This window comes from Schaalia dentiphila ATCC 17982 (assembly GCF_000154225.1).
In the GTDB taxonomy this organism is placed as follows: Bacteria; Actinomycetota; Actinomycetes; order Actinomycetales; family Actinomycetaceae; genus Pauljensenia; species Pauljensenia dentiphila.
This window is the reverse complement of the sequence record NZ_DS264586.1, coordinates 241131-262054: the sequence shown is the minus strand read 5'-3', so window position 1 is coordinate 262054 and position 20924 is coordinate 241131. Positions and strand designations below refer to the sequence as shown.

The window sequence follows — 20924 nt, the reverse complement described above, 5'->3', positions numbered from 1 at the left end:
TCAGGGACCTTTGGACCAATACTAAACCCGCATGCCCCTTATTCCTATTCTTTTGAAAAGACGAGGCTGTGGTTGGCTTGGTGGGACGCAGATGAGCGCGCGCATGATGACGAGCGCTCGTGCGATAGGGTAGGGGCGTGAATGAGGAGGAAAAGACCGCGCGCGCACGAGTGGGTGCGTGGCTTGGCGCTGCCCTGAGTGCGCTCGGCGTTCTCGGCGTGATTGCGCTGGCCGTGAGCGATCATCGCCATCGCGCGGTCCTGCTCATGGTCGCTGTCCTCGTTGGCATGGGTGCTCTGCGTTTGTGGACGCCGGGACGGCCCTGGTTTGCGTCGCGAGCTCGTCTGATGGATGTCGCGGTGTACGTGATTCTCGCCGCGATTATTTGGTGGTTCGCCCCCTACGTCTCCACCCTGGCGGTGCGCTAAACCCCTGGGAACAGTGGTGTTGCGAGCGGTGGCAGGCCTGCGCGAGCACGATATTTCTTCCGTGATTTTTGCCGCATCTATCCCGAATCCTGGTTATCGCTTCAAGAATTCGTAAAGCTCGTGCATGCTATGAGCGCCCCATCATCCCTAATTGTCAAGGTGAAACACATGCGCGAGTTCCTGCGTAAATCCGGAATCCTCGTGTGGGTGATCGCTGCGATCATCCTCGCGACCGTCCTCGGATCCGTCCGTATTGGCGGCGACCACCTGGTTCCCGTCGAGATCGGCCGTATTTTTGCGACCTTCTCGGCGATCTTCAGCCAGTTCCTGTCCTTCTCTATCCCGCTGATCATCATCGGCCTCGTGACCCCCGCTATCGCGGACCTGGGCCGAGGCGCGGGCAAGTGGCTGGGCATCACGACGGCGATCGCCTACGCGTCGACGCTCTTCTCGGGCTTCCTCACCTACCTGGTGTGCGCGTCCCTGTTCCCGCGCCTCCTCGCTTCCACCCAGCTGGCGGATGTGGCTGAGCCGGGCAGCGCCCTCGAGTCCTACTTCACGATCGAGATGCCTGCGCCGCTGCAGGTGATGACGGCGCTGCTCCTGTCCTTCGTGGTGGGCCTGGGCCTGTCGATGGTCCCACGCGGCGTGCTGCGTAAGGGCTTCATCGAGTTCCGCGCCATCATTACCCGTCTCATCGAGACGATCATCATTCCGCTGCTGCCGCTGCACATCTTCGGCATCTTCCTGAACCTGACCTACACGGGCGAGGCCGCTTCGGTCATCCGGACGCTGGTGCGCGTGGTCATCGTGGTTCTGGTCCTCGAGGTCATCATCCTGCTGACCCAGTTCTGCTTCGCGGGCCTCGTTGCGCGTCGTAACCCCTTCAAGGCCCTCCTCACGATGATGCCGGCCTACCTGACGGCTCTGGGCACGTCCTCGTCCGCGGCCACCATTCCGGTGACCCTGCGTCAGACGAAGAAGAACGGCGTGTCCGACGCGGTCGCGTCCTTCACGATTCCGCTGTGCGCGACGATCCACCTGGCTGGCTCGACCTCGAAGATCTTCTCCTTCGCGTTCGCTATCGTCCTGACCCAGGGCCTGACGGTGAGCTCCCTGCAGTGGGTCGGCTTCATCTTCATGCTGGGCATCACCATGGTCGCCGCCCCCGGCGTGCCCGGCGGCGCCATCATGGCGGCCACCGGCCTGCTGAGCTCCATGCTGGGCTTCAACGACGCCCAGGTAGCGCTCATGATCGCCACCTACATCGCCCTGGACTCCTTCGGTACCGCCACCAACGTGACGGGCGACGGCGCGATCGCGCTCATTGTGGACCGCATGGCCCACGGCTCGATCGGCACCGAGGGCGACCCGGAGAATGCTCGCGAGCTGGCGTTTGACGGTATGGCCTACCTGGACCGCGTCTCCGTCGAGGGCGTTGTCAGCCCCGAGGAACTGGCCGAGTCTTCCGCCCGCAATAGCAGCGAAACTGTCGCCTAGTCTCCAGTGACTGTGTGAGCGCGCGCCCGCCGGCTTCGGCGGGCGCGCGCTTGTCGTTTGTTCGGTAAATGGGAGTAAGGCCCTAGTAGCGGAGGCGCAGGTCACGTAGAATAGGGAATGATAGGCACACTGGGCCTGACGGCCCGCTCCGTCAACGAAAGATGGCAGAAAAATGAGCACAGTTCGTATTGGTGTCCTCACGTCGGGCGGTGACGCCCAGGGAATGAACGCGGCTGTTCGAGCCGTCGTGCGTACGGCGCTGGCGCGTGGCGCGCAGCCATACGCGATCTACGAAGGCTGGCAGGGTGCCTGCGTGGGTGGCGATTCCATTAAGAAGATGGAGTGGTCGGACGTGTCCTCGATCCTGGCCGAAGGCGGCACGGTGATCGGCACGGCTCGAAGCGCTGACTTCCGCACGTACGAGGGCCGCCACCGCGCGGCCGCGAACCTGCTCGAGCACGGCATCGATCACCTCGTCGTGATCGGTGGCGACGGCTCCCTGTCGGGTACGAACGAGTTCCGCGGCGAGTGGGCTCAGCACGTCGCCGAGCTGGCTGCCGAGGGCGTGATTTCGCCCGAGACCGCCGCCGAGCACCCGGCTCTCGTCATCGTTGGCCTCGTCGGCTCGATCGACAACGACTTGGTGGGCACGGATATGACGATCGGCGCCGACACTGCGCTGCATCGCATCCTGGACGCCATCGACCAGCTGACCAGTACGGCGGCCTCGCACCAGCGCACGTTCGTCGTCGAGGTCATGGGCCGCCACTGTGGTTACCTGCCCCTCATGGCGGCTGTCGCGGGCGGCGCCGACTACGTGTTTACGCCCGAGGATCCGGCGGGCCCGGGTTGGCAGGACGAGCTGGCGGAGCACCTGCGCCTCGGCCGCGAGGCTGGTCGCCGCGAGTCCATCGTCCTGGTGGCTGAGGGCGCGCATGACCGCGATGGCAACGAGCTGTCGACTCAGCTGATCGCCGACACGATCCAGGAGCGCACGGGCGAGGACGCGCGCGTGACGATCCTCGGACACGTGCAGCGCGGCGGCACCCCCTCGGCCTACGACCGTTGGATGTCCACGCTGCTGGGCTACGCGGCCGTCCAGGAGATCCTGGCGTCCACGGCTGAGGATGAACCCGTCATTCTGGGTGTGCGTCGCAACCGCATCACCCGCATCCCCCTCATGAAGGCCGTGCATGACACGCGCGCGGTCAATGACCTCATCGCGGCCGGCGACTATGCGGCGGCCCAGGCCTCGCGCGGCTCGTCCTTCTCGTCGATGGTGGGCATCAACCAGATTCTGTCCACGCCCCCGCAGCTCACCCCTGAGCCGACGGGCGAGATCAAGCGCGTCGCGATCCTGCACGCGGGCGGTCTGGCCCCCGGCATGAACACGGCGGCTCGCGTGGCCGTGCGCCTGGGTATCGCGCGCGGCTGGACGATGCTCGGCGTCGACGGCTCGTGGAGCGGCCTCGCGGACGACCGCGTGCGTGAACTGAGCTGGTCCGACGTGGAAGGCTGGGCCTTCAAGGGCGGCGCCGAGCTCGGCACGAAGCGCGACATTCCGCCGGTCGAGCAGTTCTACGCGCTGGGCCGCGCCATCGAACGCAATGAGATCGACGCCCTCCTCGTCATCGGCGGTATGAACGCCTACCTGGGCGTCCACGCGATCACCTCGGAGAAGGACCGCTATCCGGCATTCCAGATCCCGATCCTGCTCATCCCCGCCTCCATCGACAACAACCTGCCCGGCTGCGAGCTCGCGATCGGCACGGACACGGCGATCAACAACGCGACCTGGGCCATCGACCGCATCAAGGAGAGCGCGGCGGCCTCCAAGCGCTGCTTCATCGCCGAGACGATGGGACGGCGCTGCGGATACTTGACCCTCATGAGTGCCCTGGCCACCGGCGCTGAGTACATGTACATCAACGAGGAGTCCCCCTCCCTCGAGCAGATCGCCGCGGACGCTGATCGGATGGTCGCCTCCTTCAAGTCCGGACGACGCCTGTTCCTGACACTCCTCAACGAGTCGGCCTCCCGGTACTACGACCGCGAGTTCCTGGCCGACGTGTTCAACGCCGAGTCCGAGGGAATCTACGACGTGCGCCACCAGGCCCTCGGCCACATGCAGCAGGGCGGCTCGCCCTCGCCGTACGACCGTCTGCTCGCCACGCGCCTCGTGGCGCGCGCCTTCGAGCAGCTCGTGGACCAGTTCGACCGCGGCGATCGCGGCGCCTACTACATCGGCCAGGTCGGCAATGCCGTCGAGGCGCGCCCGGTGAAGAACATGTTCGACGACCTCGACCTCGTGAATCGTCGTCCGTTCCACCAGTGGTGGCTTAACCTCGTTCCCGTCCAGCGCATCGTGTCGCTGCAGAACCCGGGCATCGAGGCCACCCCCATCCCGATCGACGACCCGGTCGCCTGAACCTCAGGTCTTCTGACGGTGTACGAGGCCGTGGTTCCGTGAGCACTCGCGGGCCACGGCCTCGTCGTTTCAGAAGCGAGAAACGAGGGTGACCAGGGGAGCAGACCCCGCTAAACTAGAGTGCGAAACAATCTCTACTGTCAGGAGACCCCATGAGTGATATCCCCGTGATCGACCCGACGATGACCCCCGCGTGGGACACGCTCGACCAGCTGGCCGACAACTTCGATCCCGACCTGCGCAAGCTGTTCGCGGACGACCCCAACCGCACCCAGACCTTCACCTTCGACGCTGCCGACCTGCACGTCGACCTGTCGAAGAACCTCGTGTGCCCCACGCTGGTGGGCCACCTCCTCGCCCTCGCCGAGCAGACCGGCGTTCTCGAGCTGCGCGACCGCATGTTTGCGGGCGAGCACATCAACGTCACCGAGGACCGCGCCGTCCTGCACACCGCGCTGCGCCGCCCCGCGACCGACTCCCTGACGGTCGACGGCCAGGACGCCATCGCCGACGTGCACGAGGTCCTCGAGAAGGTCTACGCCTTCGCCCGCCGCGTCCGCTCCGGCGAGTGGGTCGGTATCACCGGCAAGCCGGTTAAGACCGTCGTCAACGTCGGCATCGGCGGCTCCGACCTGGGCCCCGTCATGGCGTACGAGGCCCTCAAGCCCTACGTGCAGGAGGGCCTGGAGTGCCGCTTCATCTCCAACATCGACCCCACTGACGCGGGCGAGACCACGAAGGACCTGGACCCCGAGACGACCCTCGTGATCGTCGCGTCCAAGACCTTCACGACGCTCGAGACCATCACGAACGCCAAGGTCGTGCGCGCCTGGCTGCTCGATGCTCTGCGTGAGCGCGGCATCGTCACCGACGAGGCCTCCGAGAAGGAGGCCATCGCCAAGCACTTCGTCGCCGTGTCCACCGCCCTGGACAAGGTCGCCGAGTTCGGCATCGACCCCGCCAACGCCTTCGGCTTCTGGAGCTGGGTAGGCGGCCGCTACTCCGTCGATTCCGCGGTGGGTACCTCCCTGGCCGTCGCGATTGGCCCCGAGGGCTTCGCTGACTTCCTTGCCGGCTTTCACGCGATGGACCGCCACTTCGCCGAGGCTGCGCCCGAGAAGAACGTGCCCCTGCTGATGGGCCTGCTCAACGTGTGGTACTCGAACTTCCTGGGCGCCGACACGCACGCCGTCCTGCCCTACTCCCAGTACCTGCACCGCTTCCCCGCGTACCTGCAGCAGCTGACCATGGAGTCCAACGGCAAGTCCGTGCGCCGCGACGGCAGCCCCGTCACCTACGAGACCGGCGAGGTCTTCTGGGGCGAGCCCGGCACCAACGGCCAGCACGCCTTCTACCAGCTGATCCACCAGGGCACCCGCATGGTCCCCGCCGACTTCATCGCGTTTGCGAACCCGACGTGGGCGCTGGGCGATGGTGATGCCGACATGCACGAGCTGTTCCTGTCGAACTTCTTCGCCCAGACCAAGGCGTTGGCCTTCGGTAAGACCAGCGAGGAGGTGCGCGCCGAGGGCACGCCCGAGGCCATCGTCTCCGCCCGCGTGTTCACCGGCAACCGTCCCACGACGTCGATCATGGCCCCGTCCCTGACCCCTTCGGTCCTGGGCCAGCTGATCGCCCTGTACGAGCACATCACCTTCGTTGAGGGTGCCGTGTGGGGCATCGACTCCTTCGACCAGTGGGGCGTCGAGCTGGGCAAGGTCCTGGCCAAGCAGATCCTGCCCGCAATCGAGGGCTCGTCCGAGGCCCTGGATGCGCAGGATCAGTCGACTCGAGCTCTCATCGAGTACTACCGCGAGAATCGCACGAAGTAGTCTCATCTGAGCTGTGCTCGGGGGCTGCGCCGCAAGGCGCGGCCCCCTCTGTGTTATCGGGTTGTGCGCCGACGCCAGTAGCCGATCAGGCCGATCGTGAGGGCGGGAGCCCACAGGAGCAGCATCGGGGCGTAGGCTGCGACCAGGATGGCCAGTTGCCAGTGGTTCATTCCGTCGGCCGGGGTCTGCCCCTCGGCCAGGCCCAGCCACACAGAGCCGAACCTGATCACCAGGGTGCCATTGATGTAGTAGAGCAGGGCATTCCCGGTCCCCCCGATCGCGAGGGGCAAGAGCCGGGGGATCTCGCGTCCGCCGAGGAGGGGAAGCCAGCGGGGAACGCGCTCACCCCAGGGGTAGATGAGGCCGAGGCACAGGGTTCCAGCGAGGACCTGGATGGCCTCGAGCCCCAGGACGTAGGCCGTGGCCGAGGCGTTGGAACGGAAGAAGTCTGCCTGGGAGAAGCCGAGGTCCGCCCCGCAGAGCATCCCGATTCTCCACGCCACGGGCAAGAGGGCGCTGATGAAGGCCGTCCAGCAGGCGACGCGCGCCCAGCGTCCGGGCGGGCGACCCGTCGAGTGGCCGTGGGGTGCCTGAGGACTCATGGCCTCACTCCCAGCGGAAGAAACGCGCCGCAGCTGCGGCACAGACGGTGCCGAACACAAGGAGAATGAGAGCGGCTATCCAGTGCTCGCCCCATCCCTCGCCATCCCACAGGCCTCGTGTGAGATAGGTGAGTTGCGTCATCGGCGAGTACTTCGCGATGGAGAGGATACTGGGAGGGAGCATCGCCAGGGGAACCGCGGCACCCGAGGTGAAGATGAGTGGGTACATGAGAATGTTTCCCAGCCCCTGTGCGGCGCCGACGTTGCGGAACCGCCCGGCGATGAGGTAGCCCGCTGCCAGGAAAGCCGCTAGACCGAGCATAGTAGCTGCGAGTGCGGAGATGAAGGCTCCGGCTGATGCGGGGCGTACCCCGAAGCCGAGCACGGCGATGGCGTACATGGTGGTGAAGGACACGAGGCCGAGCGTCAAACGGGAGACAACGTCGGCGGCCAGGTAGAGGGCCGGGTTGAGTGGGGTGGCGCGAAAGCGGCGCAGTACGCCCGCCCCCCGCTGGGTCACGAGGTCGACGGGGACGATGATGAGCGCGCTGATCGCGATGACGATCCCGGGGAAAGCGGTGAAGTTTGCCTCGAGGAATCCTTTTCCTCCGAACTCGGGTACCGGGTTGTTGCCGAAGATGAGGCCCATGCACCCGATGAAGGCGGGGGCGAACAGAAGCGTGAAGATGACGGTGACGGGTTCTCGCAGTGCGCGCATCGCGGTGACGCGGCACAGTTGAATGAAGGTGCGCATGGCTCACGCCTCCTGACGCATGTTGCGGCCGGTGAGTGCGAGGAACACGTCCTCGAGGCCGGGGGAGCTGGTACGGATGTCTGTCACGGTGAGGCCGGTGGCCTCGATGGCTGCGATGGCAGCCTGGGGGATGCCGCTGCCCGACCACAGCATCGAGACGGAGGTCCCGGCGATCATCACGTCGCTGATGCCGTCGATCTCGTCGACGATGCCGCGGGTGAGCTGCTGGGAGGTGCGCAGCTGCACCTTCGTGCCCTTCGCGATGGAGGCGATGAGGCCGGGCACGGTGTCGAGTGCGATGAGGCGGCCGGCATCGATGACGGCGACGCGGTCGCACAGGGCCTCAGCCTCTTCCATGTAGTGGGTGGTCATGACCACGGTGGCTCCGCCCCGTCGGATGGAGCGCACGACATCCCACATGGCCAGTCGTGCCTGCGGGTCGAGGGCTGTGGTCAGCTCGTCGAGGAACACGACGTCGGGCTTGCCCAAGAGGGCGAGAGCGATGAAGACTCGTTGGCGCTGTCCGCCCGAGAGCTTGTCCACGTAGGAACGCCCCTTGGCTGCGATGCCGAGCTCGTTAAGGAGTTGAGCCGGGTCGGCGGGGTTGGAGTACATGGACGCGAAGAGTGCCATCGCCTCGTTGACGGTGATCTTGGGGGGCAGGGCCGCTGTCTGTAGCTGGACGCCGATCCTTTCTCGCCATCGTGTGGAGGGGCGGGAGGGGTCCTCACCCAGGACGTCGATGGTGCCGCTCGTGGGGTGGCGTAGGCCCTCAAGGCATTCCATGAACGTCGTCTTGCCTGCCCCGTTGGGGCCGATGATTCCGAAGATCTCGCCGGGGTGGACCTCCAGTGATACGCCGTTTACAGCGGTGAGGTCGCCGTAGCGCTTGGTGACATCCGTCGCGCGGATAGCTGGGGTTGTCATAACTTCTCCTGAAGATGCTGTTGACAGGTGTCACGAGGCGGGGGCTGCGTCTGCGGGGCCGCTGTCCGCCTCGGGGGGCGTGTTGCCCGCCATGGTGTTGCGTACGAGAGCCGCGATGGGGTTCGTGTCCGCGTGTTGGGAGACGAGAACCGATAGTGGGATGAGGGCGAGGCCTTGGGCTGGGTCGGTGAGGACGACCAGCTGGTCGCCGGGTTCGAGTCCGAGGGACTTGCGAGCCTGGGCGGGGATCGAGACCTGTCCTCGAGTTCCCACGGTGACGGTTCCGAAGAAGCCGCGCCCGCCGGGGCCGATGTGTGCGGGGTTTCGTGGTGTCATAGTGCCAGCCTCTCTGCTAAATCCAACATAACATGCAAAACATGTATATATGTATTATATGCCTCTTCGGATCTACTTACGCCCGGATCGGCATGTGACCCGCCCCTCATCTTGTGTCCGGGCTATGGGTGCGATGCCGCTGTGGACGCACAGATGCATCTGCGGGAGGCGGCCAGTTGGCGGGCTGACACGCGAGGAATCCCGTGTCGCATGCGAAACGCCTCGGGGCGGGTCAATCAGACCCGCCCCGAGGCGTTGAGTGATCGCGGCTACGCCCGGCGACGGCGCGCGCGACGCTGGGCGATGAGGAGAGCGCCGCCCAGGCCCGCCGTGAGGGCGATCATGCCGAGAAGGCCGACATGCGTGCCCGAATTCGCCAGTTTGCCGGACTTGCCTGCTCCCGAGGGGCCCGCCTGCCCTTGATCACCGGGGTTTGGCTGTTCCGGTGCCGGTGGCTCTGCTGCCGGGAAGCGCAGCTTTGTCCAGACCATGCGGTGGTCGGAGGTCGGGAAGGGATGGAGGCCGGTGAGACGGAACAGCTCGTCGTCGCGGGTTGGCCAAAAGACCTGCGCCTCGTCGACCTGCGTGCCCGTGTTCGGCAGCACGTAATCGATGCGCAGATTGCCCGGCCGCGGATCGTCGTTGAAGTCGCCTGTGTCGTACTTCGGATCCGTCTTGTGCTTCAGGTTGGCCCCACCCTGGAGCTTCGCCTCGCTGGGCCCGCCCTGCGAGGTCGGCATCGTGTCGACGATTCGGGGGCTGGTCAGGAGCTGGTCGATGGCTCCCGGGTACGAATCGCCGTCCAGTGGATCGGAGTTGTAGTCGCCCAGAATGACGAAGTTCGCATCGGTGGACAGGCCGCCCTTGACGCCATTGTCGTCGTAGAGGTAGTCGGCCCGGTTCGCTACGTAGTCGGACCACACGCGGATCTCGTCGAAGTTACGCTTCTTATTGCGCTGCTCGGGTCCGTCGAACGAGGGCGGGGTCGGGTGAGCGGCGAGAACGTGGACGGTCGTGCCGTCGACATCGACCGGCAGGTCGGCGTGCGTCTTAGACGAGAGGGGGAAGCGCTGGAGTATCTCGTCGGAGTACCAGCCCGAGCCGTCGGCGTTGGTCGGAAGGAGGGCGCCCGGCATGTCCTTCCACAAGAAGTTTTGGAACGTGCGGATCTGGTCGGTCTTAATCGGGTATTTCGAGTAGACGACGAAACCGTATTGACCCGGGAACTTGCCGAAACCCCAGGCGTCGCTCGGGCCGTTGTTCGTCCCGTCCTTATCCAGGTCGAAGCCGCTGGGCACGCCGGTGTTGACGGGACCCGACCAGGCGTAGGGATAGGAGACGGGGGCGGCGCCGTTGTGCGGGACTTCGAGGTAGTTCGTGCGAAAGAGGTCAACAGCCGCCGAATTCGCGTCGTAGTCGAACTCGTTGATCAAAATGATGTCCGGATCCACGCGTTGGATGGTTTCTGCGACGTTGGACGCCTGGGTATTGCCTGACGTGGCAAGGTCGTCGAGAAGCTGCCCCGGAGAGTCTCGGTTGAGGCTGGCGTTGAACGTGGCCACCGTGAGGGCATCGGTTGTCGCCGACCGCGCGGGATCGGCGAGCGCGGGGGCAGCCGGTAGTAGGCATAGAGCAAGGGGGAGGCAGGCCGCTGTGGCGACCGAGAGGGGCTTCATCGCCGTAATCTCCTTCAACACCGTTGGGATGGGTACAACAGATGGTAGATCCCCGGGAGGGCAACAAACAAGGATGTGGTACGGGTGGGTGGGGACCGGGAGTATCCTCAACCGTACGGGCGCTCGTCGGCTCCCCTTCCCGACCAACGAATCGAGGTTTCCATGGTTTCAACAGCTTCCCTGGTATCCATGGGCGTCAGCGCTCTAGCCACGCTCGTCCTGCCGATCGTTATCCTCGTCGTTGTGCGGCGCAGGTGGCGCTTCTCCCTGTGGTCCGCTGCCGTCGGCGCGCTCGTGTTCGTCGTGTTTGCTCTCCTCCTCGAAGGTGAAACGCACTCGCTTGTATTCGCGGCCGTCCCAAGCCTGCGCAGTAGCCCCGCCCTCTACACCCTCTACGGGGCGCTCGCGGCCGGAGTGTTCGAGGAGCTCGGGCGGGTGTGTGGCTTCGCCGTGCTGCGAGCAAGCGATCGACGCCCCGACGACGTCGGGCGCGCGCTCGGGGCGGGCATTGGACACGGAGGCATCGAGGCAATGCTGCTCGTGGGAGTGGGGATGGTCTCCAGCCTCGTGACCTCGGTGAGCATCATCAACGCGGGGGCCAGCGAGGCGTTCCTCGCCGGCTTGCCCGACGCCCAGCGCGACACCGTCGCCCACCAGCTCGACTCACTCATCAATACCCCCGCGCCGCTCTACCTGCTGGGCATCGGCGAGCGCGCCATCGCCATTGCCTTGCACATCACCCTCTCGGTCCTGGTCTGGATGGCGTTCACGGGGCGGATCCGCCGCTGGTGGATCCTCGGGGCGATCCTCGCCCACGCCCTCGCGGACGCTGGGACGGCCCTGTATCAGAGCGGGGCGGTGAGCGTGTTCGTGGCGCTGGGGTGGGCGCTGATCGTCACCGTCGTCCTCGCACTGGCGGTCAGGCGAATCTACGTCTCCACCACGGCGCCGCTCGCCCGCGGGGCCGCGCAGGCCTCGTGAGCGAGCGACGGGCGGCAGGCTGTGCCCTCACGCTGGAATGTCACGCACTCGGTAGGCGACGAGGCCGCCAGCACAGCACGCGATGCCCACGCCGAGCTGGACGGCCAAGGGGAGCCAGTGGGTCGTCCCCCACGGGTCGGCCACGTGCCCGAGGACGGACAGGTCCTGTGCCCACGCCGGCATGTCGATGAGGCCCCCGAAGAGACGCGCGAAGGAACTCCACGCGATGACCGCCCACGCCAGGGACCGCCACCGGGGCGCAGCTCCCACCAGGAACACGGCGATGCCCGCCGCCGCCACGACCCCCGGTAGCTGGGTGAGCGTGGAGACGAGCGCGCGACCGGCAGCGTGGTCCTCGCTCACCTGGGTGGCCGTCGCCGCCGCCAGTGCTGCCCCGGACACGAGGAGCAGGACCACCCCGGCGCCGATGGCGTCGGCCACCGCCGCCACGAGCGTGCGCGTGCGCGGGACCCCGCAGGCCAGCACCGCCTCGGACAGCCCCCTCTCCTCCGACGCAGCCAGGCCGAGCACCCGTTGGACGACCGCAGTGGCCACGAGGGCCACCATCACGACCGCGAGCAACGTGGTGTACTGGACGACGGGCCGCATCTCGGGGGCCATCTTGTCGACGTAGGCGGCGCTCGCCGGGTTGTTGGCGATCAGGTCGGACAACCCGCCCGACATCGCGCCGAAGAGCGCCCCCGCGAGCGCCAGCGCGAAGGCCCAGGCCGCCAGGCGCCGAACGCCCAGGCGCGCGGTCAGGCCCAGCGGGCTGCGCACGCGCCACCGCCTGGCGGACACCGAGCGGTCGGCCAACACCGCCCCCAGCAGCTCCCGGCGGGCGTGAAGCAGTGCTGCCAGTGCCACCAGAGCGGCGACCACGAGCGCAAAGACGGCGAGTACCCATACGCGCTCCGCCCCGAAGGGCTCGGCGACATCCCGCCAGGCCAGGGGGCTCAGCCACCGCAGCCACGCGGCTCCCGTCTCGTCGGCCAGGACGCGGACAGTGATGGCCGCCCCGAGGACCGTGAAACACAGTCCTCGCGCAGCCGAGGTGTCCCGCACCAACTGCGAGGCTACCAGGGCGATCCCGGCGCAAGCCCATCCCTGGGCGATGGCCACGCCCCCGAACACGAGCGCCCCCCGTAGGGGCGTCTCGCCCACGACGGCATCCACGCCGATCAGCGAGACCGCCAGACCCGTGCCCGTGAGCGCCATCGCGCCCAGCGCCCACGCGGTCGCCGAGGCGAAGGGCACCCAGCGGCCGGCGCCTGCCCCGAGGACGACCTCGACGTGCCCGTCCTGCTCGTCACGCCTGGCCAGCGCGGTCGTGAGCATGATCGCCATGATCGCCACGAACCACAGCAGGTACCCGCCGTCCTCCCAACTGGCGAACTCTCCCACGCCGCCGGTGGCGGGGAGGGGGCCGAAGAGCAGGCGCACGCCGGGCGCGTCGCGCATCTGGGTGAGGAGTGCGGTGCGCTCCTCGAAGGAGGGGTAGGTGCGCTGCAGGGCGATCGGATGGCCCAGCAGGAACAGCCACAGCGGCACCATCCACGCGAGCGCCTGCCACCTGTAGCGGCGCGTCGCCAGCCCCAGGCACCGCCGCAGTCCCGTGAATGCGCTCATGACCGTGCCCCCTGGTTCCCCGAGTAGTGGCTCATGAACAGGTCCTCCAGGCTGGCGGGCTCCACCTGGATGTCGTCCGCGCCCAGTTCTGCGACCACGCTCAGGACCCCGGGCACCAGGGAGGAGGGGACGCGGGTCTCCACGCGGGTGCCGGTGGGGCGGACGGGGGCGCCCAGCCCGGCCAGGGCCTCGACGAGGCGGTGGCGCCGCACGTCCGACTCCCCGACGCCGACGCGGATGGCGGTCTCGGCCAGGGAGCGCAGATACGACAGGTCACCGCTCTCCACGGTGCGCCCGTCCTTAATGATCGTCACGTGCGAGCACAGGTCCTGCACCTCCGCCAGGATGTGGCTGGACAGCAGGACGGTGGCGCCCCCGTCGGCGGCCTCGCGGACCACGTCCGTGAAGACCCGCTCCATGAGGGGGTCCAGGCCCGATGTCGGCTCGTCGAGGATGAACAGGTCCACCGGCGCGGACAGGGCGGCCACGAGCGCCACCTTCTGTGCGTTGCCTTTGGAGTAGGCGCGCACTTTCTTGGTGAGGTCCAGGTCGAAGCGCTCGGTGAGCTCCTCCTCGCGGGCGCGGTCGCGCGATCCGCGCAGGCCCGCCAGGGTGTCGAGCACCTGCCCGCCCGTGAGGTTGGGCCATAGGCTCACCGAGCCGGGCACGTAGGCGAGGCGGCGGTTGATGGCGGAGGCCTCGTGGGCGGGGTCCATCCCCATGACCTGGGCGCGGCCGCCGTCAGCCCGATACATGCCGAGCAGCACGCGGATCGTCGTGGACTTCCCCGCGCCGTTGGGGCCGAGAAAGCCGTGTATCTGCCCTTTCGTGATCCCCAGGTCGAGGCCGTCTAGGGCCTTGACCCTCCCGAAGCTCTTGACGAGGCCCTCTGCCTCAATGAGATCAGACAATGCTCCAGTCCTTTCCTGTTTTCTCTTCGAGCACGGGCCCGAACTCCGGGTCCGCCTGCAAGCGGCGAACCAGGTCGCTAATGACGCGCCTCTGGTCGGGCTCGGGGTAGCCGATCTTGGACAGCCGGGCCACCCGCTTCCACAGCAGGTGCCCGGGTCCGCCACTGGGCAGGTCGCGCAGCAACGCGAGGGCGGTGGCCCTGTTGCGCTCGAGGACGGCCCACTCGGCCTCCTCGAGCTCCTCGATGACGCGCTCCCTCTCCTCGTCGCCGTAGGTGCCGGGGTAGCGGCTGCGGTCGAGTGTGGCGAACGTGGTGAGCATGCGGACCACCGCGCGGCGGTCCTCGTCGCTGAGCCCCTCAATGAACGGGCTCAGCGAGGCCGGGATGAGGCCTGAGATCGCCAGCGCCAGGACCATGCGCCGGTCCGTGTGGATGATGGGCAGCGTGGCCGGGTCCTCGACGAGGTCCTCGAGATGATCGTAGAAGCGCTCCAGGACGATGGGCAGGGGCGAGAGCGCCTCGCCGGAGCGCACCCTGGCCACGAGCTCATCGATGCGGGCGCGCTGGTGGTGCAGGACCTCGATGCGGGCGTCGATCTGCGCCCGCGTGGCGAGCAGGTCCGCCTCGACGGCGCTGCGCCCCTGGGCGGGTTCCTCGGGCAGCATCTGGGCGATCTTCGCCAGGGGGATCCCGGACTCGGCCAGCCACCGTATGCGCAGCAGGCGCGCTAGGTGCTCGATGCCGTAGTCGCGGCGCCCCGCGACGAGTGGGGGCACGGGGAGCAGGCCCACTCGGTGGTAGTAGCGGACCGTCCGCGTCGTTGTACCCGCGAGGTCAGCCAGCTCTTTGACTCTCATGGAACCCATCGAACACTGTGACCCTACGTCACTGTCAAGGGGGTGCAAGAAACAGGCTCGTGAACGCTGTAGTCGCGGCATGTGTTCCCCAAGATCCGAGCGGCTCGGCGCCGCAGTGCTGCTGGGCGACGCTATCATGGCGTCATGAAAACCTTGGTGGTCGGAGCAGGGATCTCGGGACTTGCATGCGCTGACGCGCTCGCTCGGAGCGGCCAGGACGTGGTGCTCTACGAGGCGAGCGAGCGAGCGGGTGGTCGTATTGAAACGGCTACGGTGGCCGATTGTCGGGTTGAGGTCGGTGCGAACTTTCTGTCCTCGACCTACCGTGTTATCCCCCGTATAGCCAAGCGCCTCGGGGTGCCGCTGCGCCCCATTCGTTCACGCGCAGGGCTCATCGTTGACTCGGCGGCGCTCACCTACGGTCCCTCCGCGTACTCGATGGTGCGCGCCGGAGTGATCGGATGGGGTGACGCCGCCCGGGCCGGCTGGCAGCTGGCCCGTCAGTTCCCACGTCTTGCGAAAGCCAACCCGGCTGATCCCGCCCACTGGGCCGATATCGACGTGCCCGCCGACGAATGGTGTTCCGCTCGCTTTGGCGAGGCCTTCACCCGCGCGGTCATCGGCTCGTCGTTTCGGGGATACTACTTTCAGGATCTTGCGCAGACGTCGGCGTCGGCGGCGCTGGCCATGGTGTCCTACGGCGCGCGTCCCTTCGTCACGCTCACCGCGGATCCTGGGCTCGAGGCGATACCTCGGGCGTTGGCCGCGGGACTGTCGATCCATTACGAGGCTCCCGTTGCTCGCGTCGAACGCGATGAGGCCGGCGCCGCCTTGGTCCTCGACAACGGGACCGTGGTGGAGGGGGACCGGATCGTCTTGGCTGTTCCAGCACCCGCAGCCGCTTCGCTCCTCGCAGATCCGTCCCCGCTTGAAGCTCAGCTCGTGTCGACACCCTACAGCTCAGGTCTCTTGGTCGTTCTCGCGTGTAGCCGGCGCCTTGAGGAAAGGGAGCTGGGGGGCGCGTACGGTCTCCTTGCGTCGCCGAGCCAGGCTGGCCCCATCGCCGCGTTGTGTGTGGCGAGCCGCGCGGGGCATGCGGCGCCGGGCGTAGATGCCGTGACCGTCATGTTTGATGGGGAGGCTGCGCAGCGCTCGATGGTCATGGGGGAGTCCGACACTGAGGTGACCGCTCGGGCGGTCGCGGCGGTGTGCGAGCTCGCGCCAACTGTGGGCGACGCCGTTGATCTGGAAGCGAGCCGCGTCGTCAGGATCCCTCACGCGATGCCGACCTGCCGGGTTGGGCGAGTCAGTCAGGTTCACCGCTATCGCAAGGAGCATACGGGGCCGGTGATTCTCGCGGGTGATTACTTGGCATTCCCGTGGTCGGATTCGGCGGCGCTGACGGGCCTATGGGCAGCGAACTGTGCGAGGGTATCGGGCGAGCGCGACTGAGGAACATGCGGTTGCGCCGAGTCGAGCGTGCGCGGGTCATCGCGTGTTAGCAAGATCTGTGGGGCGGTAGCGGTTTGTGGTGCTGGCGATCGTAACTGGCGAAGCTGTCGTGGGCTGCGTAGGGATAGTTTGTCTCGTGCCGTCTGGTGGTCCATTGTCTCGCACCTGTGGTGCCTGAAGAATCCGGCTTCATAGCACACCGTGTTATTACCGACGATGAGCGTCGGATAATTCATCATGTTTGTCGATTGAATTTCCCTTTTGGGTCTGAATGAAAATATGTCAGACAATGTATGTGATGAGAGTGTAAGTGTGCCGAGGTGGAATCGGCGTGTAATTCGTTAGACCTTTTTGTGTCGGATGACTAGCTCTTTATGGAGTAATGAACATTTCAGTACAAGCTGACAAATGGACCAAGATCGTCCGCAATAAACGCGCTCTTAGCACCGTCCGCGCCACTGCTGGCATAGGTCACTTTTGGACGCGTAAGGTCCGGAATTGCGGGAAAAAATCTGGGACCAAGGTCGGGGTTGACCTGGTTCGCTCTCGATACCATTGACCGCACAAAGTTCCGCGAGTGCTACTGGTAGCCACGCTTCATGATGATTAACGGTGATCAGAATAGTGGCTCGACGTTGACAAATACCTGGTTTTTCATTCAATGATGAAGATACGAGACATAGTCGCGGGTCGATGTCAACAAATTGATTTCCCAGCCTCTCATTTTCATGAAAGGTGGTCGCAGTGCTGAGCATGCTCACCCAGGAGCGCCACGCGAACGATCTGTCGCGCGGACACCGCTTCTTCCTGCTCGTTCTGGTCTCCATCGGCAGTTCCATCATCTACACCCCCGTCTACCTGCAGTACGTCTTTGAGGACCCGCTGGGTAAGGCGCTGATTGCCTCGAGTACGGATGCCACCTCACGATTGAGGACGGTCCCGCCATGGTGGCGCACGATCTGACCCGCCCGGGTCTGATGATCATCGGCGACGCCGCGGGCTTCACCCTCAACACGGGCCTGACCATCCGTGGTATGGACCTGGCGGCTGGCTCCGCGCTGGCGGCTGCCGAAGCCATCGAGAAGGCCTTCCAGACCATGGACTTCGGACAGCAGTCGATGGACCAGTACCGCGCCCTGCTCGACGAGAGCTTTGTCGGCAAGGACATGGCGACCTACGCGAAGGCCCCGGCCTTCCTGGAGCGCCCGCGCATGTACAAGGACTACGGCAAGCTCGCCGCCGGGGTGTTCTATGGCATCTTCAACCATGACCTGACGCCGAGGCGCCACATCCGCAAGGTCGGACTCGACGCCCTCAAGGCGTCGGGCCTGAAGCTGACGCAGATCATGGGCGATGTCCTCGCGGGCATCCGCGCCCTGTGACGAGATTTCTGAAAGGAGGACGAGCAATGGCTCAATTCGTCATCGAGAGTGTCCCCGCCCGCCTGGCTGGGAACACCTACTACCTGGATGAGGAAGAATCCCACATCGAGGTCAATCAGGAACTCGCTCGCGCCACTGGTGCTGGCGCTCTGCTCGAGCGCGTCTGCCCGGCAAAGGTGTACTCGGTCGAGGCCGACGGCACCGTCGGCGTTGAGTACGCGGCGTGCCTCGAGTGCGGCACCTGCCTGGCCGTGGCACCGAAGGGTGTGCTCAAGTGGCACTACCCGCGCGGTAGCTTCGGCATCATGTTCCGCGAGGGCTGATTCAAACCCCACAAGGCGTGGCCGAGAGTTGTGCCTGTGGTGAGGCGGTGGGAGCGTGAAGATCCCGCCGCCTCACCGTTTGTGTATGGAGGTGAAGTGTCGCTTAGTGCTCAATGTGCTCGTGGCTCGCGTGCTGCGCGCATTCGAGCTGGAACGTCGAATGCGCGATAGGGAAATGATGGCACGCGCATTCGCCCAGCTGGTGGACAATTCTGTCCCGGCTTGGCCCGTCGGCGTGTTCCGACACGGTCACGTGCGCCGTGACGGTCACCAGGTGAGACGAGACGGCAGCGACGTGTAGGTCGTGCACGTCGAGCACGCCGTCGACGTCCAGCATGTGCGCGCGCAGCTCAGTGACGTCCACGTTCGCTGGCGCCTGCTCCATGAGGATTGCGACGGAGCGGCGCAGGAGGGTGAGTGCGCGTGGTGCCATGAGCGCTGCAATAAGGAGTGAAGCGATCGCGTCGGCGCGCGTCCACCCGAAGGCCCACTCGGCACCGGCGGCGACGATGACAGCGACCGAACCTAGGGCATCGTTCGCAACTTCCAGGAATGCTGCCTTCATGTTGAGGTTCGCGTCGCGCCCGCCCGCGAGGATCGCCAGCGACACGACGTTGGAGGCTAAGCCGATGATGCCGACGAGGAGCATTGGTCCGGCCTCGACCTCGGGTGGAGAAAGTAGTCGCCACGCGCCCTCCCACGCGACGATCGCGCAAATGATCAGCAGCATGCCGGCCTGCAGGGTGGCAGCCAGGACCTCGGAGCGCGCCCACCCCCACGTGTGCTTTTCGTCGCGCGGGCGGCGCATGAGGCGCGCGGCGATCAGCGCGATGACGAGGCCGGAGGCGTCCACGACCATGTGCCCCGCGTCCGCCGCCAGCGACAGGGATCCGGACCAGAAAGCGCCGACCAGCTCGGCGACAACGATGGCACCCGTGACCGTGAGCGCCCACCCGAGGCGCTTGGTCGAGGCCCCCGCGTGGGAATGATCGTGGGAGTGGCCTCCATGCTCGCCGCTCGGGGAGTACGCGTGATCGTGGGAGTGAGCCACGGCCTCGTCGATGTGGGTTGAGGCGGGGGCCGATTCTCGCGCGGAACCGGCGCCGGGGGAGGGGGTAGGACGGTTGTCGGCCATGTTCCTACTGTACGTCTTTGACGAGTCTGGTGAAGAGCGCCCCACACATTGGATATGTTGTAGATCACTGTCGGGGTGGAGTCTCCTGGGACTGGATGCCCGGGTTCCACTGTGACGGACGACGTATCCTAGAGGACAGAGCGCGGGGAACACCGCGACTGAAGGGCACACGCCCACAGGAACTGTAAAGGAGCGCCACATCATGGCAGAACCTCGTATCGTCACCGTCACGGGCGCAGCCGGCAACATCGGCTACGCCCTCCTGTTCCGCATTGCTTCCGGCCAGCTGTTCGGCCCGGACGTGCCCGTCAAGCTGCACCTGCTGGAGATCCCGCAGGCCGTGAAGGCAGCCGAGGGCACCGCGATGGAACTCGACGACTGTGCGTTCCCGACCCTGGCCGGCGTTGAGATCTTCGACGACGTGAACCGCGCGTTCCAGGGCACCAACGTCGCGTACCTGGTGGGCGCCATGCCGCGCCGCGCCGGCATGGAGCGCGCCGACCTCCTCGAGGCCAACGCGGGCATCTTCGGCCCCCAGGGCAAGGCCATCAACGACGGCGCCGCCGACGATGTGCGCGTCCTCGTCGTGGGCAACCCCGCGAACACCAACGCCACCATCGCCCAGAACGCTGCGCCGGACGTCCCCGCGTCGCGCTTCACCGCGATGATGCGCCTCGACCACAACCGTGCGGTCGCGCAGCTCGCCCACAAGACCGGCGCCGCAAATGCCGACATCAAGGACGTCGTCGTGTGGGGTAACCACTCGGCCGACCAGTACCCGGACGTCTCCTTCGCGACCGTTGCCGGCAAGCCCGCGATCGAGCTCGTGGACGAAGAGTGGCTGTCCAGCTACTACCGTCCCACCGTCGCCAAGCGTGGCGCCGCCATCATCGAGGCGCGTGGCGCCTCCTCGGCCGCCTCCGCTGCGAACGCCGCGATCGACCACATGTACTCCTGGATCCACGGTACCCCCGAGGGCGAGTGGGTCACCGCCGGTGTCATGTCCGACGGCACGCACTACGGCGTCCCCGCCGGCCTGAACTTCGGCTTCCCCGTCACCTCCGATGGTGGCGAGTGGCAGGTCGTCGACGGCCTCGAGATCTCCGACGCGACCCGCGCCGGAATCGACCACAACATCAAGGCCCTCCAGGAAGAGTACGACGCCGTCAAGGAGCTCGGCTTCATCAAGTGAGGCGACCGCCCTCGCGGCGGTTGGTGGGAAGGGCGCGCGCCCGGCTGATTGGCCGGGCGCGCGCCCGCATGTATGGGGGTGTGTTGTTGGGGGTTGTGGCCGCGGGGGCTGCGTGTGACCGTGTGCGTTCGGGGTTGTTGTAGTCTTTGTGGGGTCTGAGGTGTTGTTGCGGGGTTCGTCCGCGAGTGTTGCGCGGTCGTGGCGCCTCGGTGACGTGCGGCAACGCGCATCATGGAGCAATTCATTAGATGTAGCAGCAATGCACTACCTATTACCTAGTGGAATGCTGAGCTCAGTACTGCAATGTCACTTTGCAACAAGCCCACGCGCGGCGCGGCCTGCCCCATTGCTGCTCCAATGAGATTGCAGCCGAGCCCTGCCGGGCAGCCCTGCACCAGTTAGGGAGTATTGCACTAGCTCCGAGCTGGTGTAATACTCCGCTAATTGGTGTAACCCCACTGAGGAACAAGCTTGAGTGTGGTCATTCTGGTTACCGGAGGTGGGATGCGTGGGGCGAAGGGCACGTGTGTAGTGGTGCCCGGTGGGTTCACCCGCCAAACCGCAGTCCCATTCGCCA

At 66.2% G+C, this 20924-nt stretch carries 19 protein-coding genes; 10 read left to right on the top strand and 9 right to left on the bottom strand.

Features of this window, described 5'->3' with window-relative positions:
- Positions 1-137 precede the first annotated feature (137 nt).
- The 4 genes from ACTODO_RS01095 to pgi all read left to right on the top strand — a co-directional run bounded on the left by ACTODO_RS01095 (position 138) and on the right by pgi (position 6188).
- The gene (locus ACTODO_RS01095; RefSeq protein WP_003790406.1) at positions 138-428 is read left to right on the top strand and encodes a hypothetical protein; all 291 of its coding nucleotides are present in this window, start codon (positions 138-140) and stop codon (positions 426-428) included.
- A 168-nt stretch (positions 429-596) separates the two neighbouring features.
- Positions 597-1928, top strand: a complete 1332-nt coding sequence (locus tag ACTODO_RS01090; RefSeq protein ID WP_003790404.1) for a dicarboxylate/amino acid:cation symporter — start codon at positions 597-599, stop codon at positions 1926-1928.
- Positions 1929-2100: 172 nt separating this feature from the next.
- Positions 2101-4356 carry a 6-phosphofructokinase gene (locus ACTODO_RS01085; protein WP_003790402.1) on the top strand — a complete coding sequence of 752 codons (2256 nt, stop codon included), beginning with the start codon at positions 2101-2103 and terminating at the stop codon, positions 4354-4356.
- A gap of 152 nt (positions 4357-4508) precedes the next feature.
- Positions 4509-6188 carry a glucose-6-phosphate isomerase gene (gene pgi, locus ACTODO_RS01080; RefSeq protein WP_003790399.1) on the top strand — a complete coding sequence of 560 codons (1680 nt, stop codon included), beginning with the start codon at positions 4509-4511 and terminating at the stop codon, positions 6186-6188.
- Positions 6189-6241: 53 nt separating this feature from the next.
- Here pgi and ACTODO_RS01075 read toward each other — a convergent pair whose 3' ends face one another.
- The 5 genes from ACTODO_RS01075 to ACTODO_RS01055 form a co-directional block, all read right to left on the bottom strand.
- Positions 6242-6790 (bottom strand): hypothetical protein, encoded by a 549-nt coding sequence (locus ACTODO_RS01075; RefSeq protein WP_003790397.1) that lies wholly within the window; start codon positions 6788-6790, stop codon positions 6242-6244.
- A gap of 4 nt (positions 6791-6794) precedes the next feature.
- Positions 6795-7544: an ABC transporter permease gene (locus ACTODO_RS01070; protein ID WP_003790396.1), complete on the bottom strand. Its 750-nt coding sequence runs from the start codon at positions 7542-7544 to the stop codon at positions 6795-6797.
- Positions 7545-7547: 3 nt separating this feature from the next.
- Complete coding sequence (locus tag ACTODO_RS01065) at positions 7548-8471, bottom strand: ABC transporter ATP-binding protein (protein ID WP_003790394.1); 924 nt, start codon at positions 8469-8471, stop codon at positions 7548-7550.
- A gap of 30 nt (positions 8472-8501) precedes the next feature.
- The gene (locus ACTODO_RS01060) at positions 8502-8807 is read right to left on the bottom strand and encodes an AbrB/MazE/SpoVT family DNA-binding domain-containing protein (RefSeq protein ID WP_003790393.1); all 306 of its coding nucleotides are present in this window, start codon (positions 8805-8807) and stop codon (positions 8502-8504) included.
- 269 nt (positions 8808-9076) lie between these two features.
- Complete coding sequence (locus tag ACTODO_RS01055; RefSeq protein ID WP_034511767.1) at positions 9077-10483, bottom strand: endonuclease/exonuclease/phosphatase family protein; 1407 nt, start codon at positions 10481-10483, stop codon at positions 9077-9079.
- Between the two features lie 189 nt (positions 10484-10672).
- Between ACTODO_RS01055 and ACTODO_RS01050 the strand changes: the two genes are divergently transcribed.
- Positions 10673-11464 (top strand): YhfC family intramembrane metalloprotease, encoded by a 792-nt coding sequence (locus ACTODO_RS01050; RefSeq protein ID WP_003790387.1) that lies wholly within the window; start codon positions 10673-10675, stop codon positions 11462-11464.
- A gap of 27 nt (positions 11465-11491) precedes the next feature.
- Here ACTODO_RS01050 and ACTODO_RS01045 read toward each other — a convergent pair whose 3' ends face one another.
- Genes ACTODO_RS01045 through ACTODO_RS01035 form a run of 3 tightly spaced genes read right to left on the bottom strand, consistent with a single transcriptional unit; the run spans position 11492 to position 14872 of the window.
- Positions 11492-13093, bottom strand: a complete 1602-nt coding sequence (locus tag ACTODO_RS01045; RefSeq protein ID WP_003790384.1) for an ABC transporter permease — start codon at positions 13091-13093, stop codon at positions 11492-11494.
- Complete coding sequence (locus ACTODO_RS01040; protein ID WP_003790382.1) at positions 13090-14004, bottom strand: ABC transporter ATP-binding protein; 915 nt, start codon at positions 14002-14004, stop codon at positions 13090-13092. The genes ACTODO_RS01045 and ACTODO_RS01040 overlap by 4 nt, the downstream gene beginning before the upstream one ends.
- A complete protein-coding gene (locus ACTODO_RS01035; RefSeq protein WP_003790381.1) occupies positions 13997-14872 on the bottom strand; it encodes a MerR family transcriptional regulator in 876 nt (291 codons plus the stop codon). The genes ACTODO_RS01040 and ACTODO_RS01035 overlap by 8 nt, the downstream gene beginning before the upstream one ends.
- A 135-nt stretch (positions 14873-15007) precedes the next feature.
- Between ACTODO_RS01035 and ACTODO_RS01030 the strand changes: the two genes are divergently transcribed.
- The 4 genes from ACTODO_RS01030 to ACTODO_RS01015 all read left to right on the top strand — a co-directional run bounded on the left by ACTODO_RS01030 (position 15008) and on the right by ACTODO_RS01015 (position 18020).
- Positions 15008-16315 (top strand): protoporphyrinogen/coproporphyrinogen oxidase, encoded by a 1308-nt coding sequence (locus ACTODO_RS01030; protein WP_003790379.1) that lies wholly within the window; start codon positions 15008-15010, stop codon positions 16313-16315.
- 753 nt (positions 16316-17068) lie between these two features.
- Complete coding sequence (locus ACTODO_RS01025; protein WP_003790378.1) at positions 17069-17278, top strand: hypothetical protein; 210 nt, start codon at positions 17069-17071, stop codon at positions 17276-17278.
- Complete coding sequence (locus ACTODO_RS01020) at positions 17260-17697, top strand: hypothetical protein (protein ID WP_003790377.1); 438 nt, start codon at positions 17260-17262, stop codon at positions 17695-17697. Before ACTODO_RS01025 ends, ACTODO_RS01020 begins: the two co-directional genes overlap by 19 nt.
- 26 nt (positions 17698-17723) lie before the next feature.
- The gene (locus tag ACTODO_RS01015) at positions 17724-18020 is read left to right on the top strand and encodes a ferredoxin family protein (protein ID WP_003790375.1); all 297 of its coding nucleotides are present in this window, start codon (positions 17724-17726) and stop codon (positions 18018-18020) included.
- 103 nt (positions 18021-18123) lie between these two features.
- Here the strand turns inward: ACTODO_RS01015 and ACTODO_RS01010 are convergent, their stop codons facing one another.
- The gene (locus tag ACTODO_RS01010) at positions 18124-19155 is read right to left on the bottom strand and encodes a cation diffusion facilitator family transporter (protein WP_003790372.1); all 1032 of its coding nucleotides are present in this window, start codon (positions 19153-19155) and stop codon (positions 18124-18126) included.
- 202 nt (positions 19156-19357) lie between these two features.
- Between ACTODO_RS01010 and ACTODO_RS01005 the strand changes: the two genes are divergently transcribed.
- Entirely contained in the window at positions 19358-20347 is a 990-nt protein-coding gene (locus ACTODO_RS01005; protein WP_003790368.1) for a malate dehydrogenase, read from the top strand.
- Positions 20348-20924: the final 577 nt, after the last annotated feature.